The 4,199-nt window shown below is 68.2% G+C and carries 5 protein-coding genes and 1 pseudogene; 3 read left to right on the top strand and 3 right to left on the bottom strand.

All coding sequences use genetic code 11. From position 1 onward, the window contains the following. Nucleotides 1-488 (top strand): HNH endonuclease signature motif containing protein (locus AC5RUJ_RS12005; RefSeq protein WP_494155910.1); only part of this gene is annotated, 488 nt, incomplete at its 5' end. Between the two features lie 104 nt (nucleotides 489-592). On the opposite strand, the gene AC5RUJ_RS12000 is transcribed toward AC5RUJ_RS12005, so the two are convergent. Genes AC5RUJ_RS12000 through AC5RUJ_RS11990 form a run of 3 tightly spaced genes read right to left on the bottom strand, consistent with a single transcriptional unit; the run spans nucleotide 593 to nucleotide 3,131 of the window. After that, the gene (locus tag AC5RUJ_RS12000; protein ID WP_494128094.1) at nucleotides 593-1,858 is read right to left on the bottom strand and encodes an MFS transporter; all 1,266 of its coding nucleotides are present in this window, start codon (nucleotides 1,856-1,858) and stop codon (nucleotides 593-595) included. Nucleotides 1,859-1,906: 48 nt separating this feature from the next. Further along, on the bottom strand, nucleotides 1,907-2,737 hold the full coding sequence (locus tag AC5RUJ_RS11995; RefSeq protein WP_494128095.1) for a DUF3027 domain-containing protein: 831 nt from the start codon (nucleotides 2,735-2,737) through the stop codon (nucleotides 1,907-1,909). A 10-nt stretch (nucleotides 2,738-2,747) separates the two neighbouring features. Continuing rightward, complete coding sequence (locus tag AC5RUJ_RS11990; protein WP_494014722.1) at nucleotides 2,748-3,131, bottom strand: cold-shock protein; 384 nt, start codon at nucleotides 3,129-3,131, stop codon at nucleotides 2,748-2,750. 230 nt (nucleotides 3,132-3,361) lie between these two features. Here AC5RUJ_RS11990 and AC5RUJ_RS11985 point away from each other — a divergent pair, with 230 nt between their 5' ends. Both AC5RUJ_RS11985 and AC5RUJ_RS11980 read left to right on the top strand, forming a co-directional pair. Further along, on the top strand, nucleotides 3,362-3,616 hold the full coding sequence (locus tag AC5RUJ_RS11985; protein ID WP_494073372.1) for a hypothetical protein: 255 nt from the start codon (nucleotides 3,362-3,364) through the stop codon (nucleotides 3,614-3,616). 103 nt (nucleotides 3,617-3,719) lie between these two features. Next, nucleotides 3,720-4,199 (top strand): annotated as a pseudogene (locus AC5RUJ_RS11980) (helicase-associated domain-containing protein); the annotation flags it as partial.

The following is a 4,199-nucleotide window of genomic DNA, read 5'->3' as shown; positions in this document are numbered from 1 at the left end:
AATGGCTCAAACGCCTGGTCCGTGTCCGGGACCGGCACTGCCGCTTCCCCGGCTGCCGCCGCGCGGCCAGATACTGCGAGATCGACCATGTCCGCGGGTGGGACGACGGCGGGCCGACTATGCCGGAAAACCTGCAGTGCCTGTGCAGCGCCCACCACGCGGCGAAGACCGGCGGGCACATCCAGGCCCAGGCCGGGCCACACGGTGAGATCACATGGACCACGCGCACCGGCCACCGCAAGACCACTTACCCGGACGAGGGCTGGGACACTCTCCTGCCCCGGCCGAAGGAGACGGAAGCGGCATCCAGCGGCGAAAGCGAAGAGAACACCGACGGGGCCCCAGATGCAGCCGGCGCCGCTGCCGCCACTGGAGACGGCGCCGCCCGCGATATCAGCGACCGCGGCGACCAACCACCAAAACGTACGCTCGGCGGCATCGAACTGCCCGACGAAAACACCGACCCCAACGCACCACCCCCATTCTGAGCTTCCCGCGGCACGAGCAAAAAATGTCGGCGGCGCCTGCGGAGAATGCTGTAACGCCAGCAGAAGATTCCGGGTGCGTGGGGCGCCTGCGGTCTCGGAATCTCTTAGGCGCGACGGTCCGGCACACCGTAGGTAATGGTGAGTTTCCGGGCCGCAGAGCGGTCGAAGCGCAGACGCATGTGGTGGGCACGCCAGGCCCATACGATCCCGACCGCGGCTGCAGCCACGCCGGACAGCGCGGCCACCCCCAGCCCCCAGCGCGGGCCGAAGCTGTTGGCCACCAAACCGACCAGAGGCGCACCGATCGGGGTCCCGCCCATCAGGATGGCCATGTACAAAGACATGACGCGCCCGCGCATCATGGGAGCAGTCGTGGTCTGCACATACGCATTGGCGCTGGTCATGATCGTGATGGCGGCAGCGCCGACCGGCACGAGCGCCAGCCCGAAGAGCCAAATTGTGGGGGCGAGCCCTGCCGCAGTACAGGCGATGCCGAAGGCCACCGAGGCGCCAAAGATATAGCGCAGCCGCGGCCGGTCACGCCGTGCGCTAAGCAACGAACCGGTGACCGAACCTGCGGCCATGACCGAGGAGAGCAGGCCGAAATCACCGGCGTGTCCGCCGAATTCGGTCCGCGCCATGGAGGCGACAAAGACGGAAAAGTTCAGGCCGAAAGTACCGATGATAAAGATGGCAGCGAGCACGACCACCAGGTCGGGCCGCTGCTTCACATACCGGAAGCCTTCGAGGATCTGCCCGCGTCCCTTGGCGGCCTTCTCCCGCAGGTGAAGCTCCTGCCGTCGGATGGCGAGCAGCGCCGCGATCATTGCCGCGAAGGTAGCGGTGTTAATCAGGAATACCGGTCCGGGACCAATGGCGACGGTGAGCACACCGGCAATGGCCGGCCCGACCATTCTGGCCAGGTTGAAGGACGTGCTGTTCAGCGCCACTGCGTTGGGCAGGTAATCGTCGCGCACCACGTCCGAGACGAACGTCTGCCGTGCCGGCGCATCCACCGCTGTCACCATGCCGAGTGCCAGAGCAAAGGCGTAGACATGCCACAACTGGGCGACGTCGGCGATCACCATCAACCCCAACGCCAAGCCCAGCACGGCCATCGAAATCTGGGTGGCCATCAGCAGCTTTTGCCGGTCAAAGCGGTCGGCAACGAGCCCTGCCCAAGGAGCCAGAACCAGTTGTGGCCCCATCTGCAGGGCCATCACGATGCCCATGGCAGCGGCGTCCTGCTCGGTCAGGATGTCGTAGACCAGCCAGTCCTGCGCCGTGCGCTGCATCCACGTACCGATATTGGAGACCAAGGCTCCGATGAACCAGATCCGGTAGTTGAACAACCTCAGTGAACGAAACACGCTTTACCGCCCTTTCCGGCTGCACACCTGCCTCGTCGATGGGTCGTGTCAGGACGTAGTTTCGGCGCCGTCCTTGGCCGCGGTGACGTCGGAGGCCTTGGTCGCGGTGCCGTCGGTGGCCTCGGTGCCGTTCCCTTCGGATACGTCCTCCGTGGCCGGGCGCAGGTCCTCGGCTGCAGCCACGCCGTCCGCGGCTACATCGGAATCGTCTGCCTCGGCCCGATCCGTCGCTGCCACATGGTCGGCAGGAGCGGCCTCGGTGCCGTCCGCCGCCTCCACATCATCGCCAGCAGCGGCCTCGGTGCCGTCCGCTGCCTCCGCCACGCCGTCCGCGGCTGCCTCGGCCCGGTCCGTAGCCGTCGCATCATCGGCGGCAGCAGGCTCGGAGCGTTCCGCCGCGTCCGCCCCATCGTTTGCAGCAGCAGCCTCGGAGCGCTCCGCAGCCTCTGCTTCCGCCGCAGCCGCGGCTTCTTCGGGCCGAACCCGGTCGGCCCACGGCACCCACTCGGGCGCCAGCAGCGACTTCTCGGAGGGAAGCAGGCCCACTTCGCAAACAGTTGCTTCCTTGCCCCGCGGCACCCGGGCCAGCGTGGCGAACCACTGCCAGCCCGCGTAGCCCGCCAGTTGGGCCTCGAACCGGTGGGTGGCCAGGCGGTCGCCGTCGGCAAACGTGCCTACGTGTGCACCGATCTGCTCCGACGGGGCGATCTCCAGCACACCGTCGCGCGCACGGTCCACCGCTTCGGCCAACACAGGGTCCAATTTCGGAGCACGCTTGGCGGGACGACGCCGGGGCGCCGCCTCGGCCTTCGGCTCGTCGGCGAGCGCCTGCCCCTCGTCAACCGTTTCAGCGCCGGCGTCGGTCATATTTTCAGTCATCGAGGCCGCTCTACGCGTCCAGGTCGTCGGCCACGCGGCGGAGCACCGCTGCAACCTTCGACGCGTGGGAGCGCTCCGGGTAGCGGCCCCGGCGCAGGCCGTTGGAGACCTCGTCCAGAAGCTTGATCAGGTCTTCGGTGATCACGGCCATGTCCTCGGCCGGCTTCCGCGTCGCCCGGACCACCGAGGGAGCGGCGTCGAGGATGCGCGCCGAGAGCGCGGAGGGGCCACGCCGGCCATCCGCTATACCGAATTCCATCCGGGTGCCTGGCTTGACGTCTTTGACGCCGGCCGGCAGCGCCGAGGCGTGCAGGAACACTTCCTGTCCGTCCTCGCTGGCCAGGAATCCAAACCCTTTATCCGTGTCAAACCACTTGACTTTGCCGATGGGCACTTTGCTTACCTCGTTCTGCTTCATGATGCAGCGGTACCGCACGCTGCTGCGTTCTTACCATGGGCCCCGCCGGTAGCACAGCGGTCGCACATGCGACCGCGCCGAATCGGGGAAAGTCTGTCTCTAGGTTATCGCGTTCCGCTGACCGCCGAGCCCGTTGCCCGCCGCTTTCCGCTCGTGGCGTGAGCGCCCGGAATGAGGCCCCGAAATGGCGGCTGTAATCTGGTGTCATGCCCGCAACCGTCCCCGCCCACAATGCGTCCCGCCCCGCCGAGTCCGGTGCTTTGCACCGAGTGCTGGTCCTTGCCGCCGTCGTCGCGCTGTTGACCGGTTTGGGCAGCCTGGGCGTGATTTTGGCCGGTGCCATGGCCGGAACCGAGGTGTGGGCCGGCTTTCTGGGACTGGCCTGGTTCTGCTTTCCGATCGCCTTCGTGCTGATGGTGCTGCTGGTGGCCGGCAGCGTCCGCCGCCGCCGCCGCAGCTAGCGGGCAGCCAGCGCGCAGCCGCAGCTAGCGGGCAGCAGCCGCTCCCGAGACAGTCCCGCCTCGGCACCGTCGCGCCGCAGAGGCCCGGGGTAACGTTAATCCGGTGTCCTCCATCCGCGCCCTGGCTGGTCAACTGGCCGCCCGCAGCGACACCGAGCTGCGGCAACTGTTTGGCGCCCGTCCGGATCTCTGCCTGCCGGCCGTGCCGGACTTTTCCGCGCTGGCTGCGCGCGCGTGCACGCGGATCAGCCTGCAGCGGGTGCTGGAGCAGCTGTCCCGGCCCGAGCTGGAGGTACTCGAAGCCGTAGTGCTCAGCACCGACGTGGATGCCGGACGCGCCGCCGACGCCCGCTCCCTGCGGCCGTTGCTCTTGCCGCCGGACGGCACTGCGATGCTTCACGAACTGGACTCGTGCCTGACGCGGCTGCACGGGCTGGCCCTGCTGCTGCTCGCCGCACCGCCCTCCCCCGACGACGACGGCGGTGCCGCCCCTCCTTCCCCGGCCTACCTACCGGTGGCGAGCCTGGCCGAAGCACTGGGTCCGTACCCGTCCGGCCTTGGCCGCAGCTACGCAGCCCTGGCC

The organism is Arthrobacter sp. Y3223164, assembly GCF_059091005.1.
The sequence above is the reverse complement of the archived record's forward strand: the minus strand, read 5'-3'. Positions and strand labels throughout refer to the sequence as shown.

What these genes read in the sequence shown, in the direction of transcription:
- AC5RUJ_RS11995 (WP_494128095.1), bottom strand. Translation starts at nt 2,737, where the DNA reads ATGACTGAAAATATGACCGACGCCGGCGCTGAAACGGTTGACGAGGGG.
- AC5RUJ_RS11985 (WP_494073372.1), top strand. Translation starts at nt 3,362, where the DNA reads ATGCCCGCAACCGTCCCCGCCCACAATGCGTCCCGCCCCGCCGAGTCC.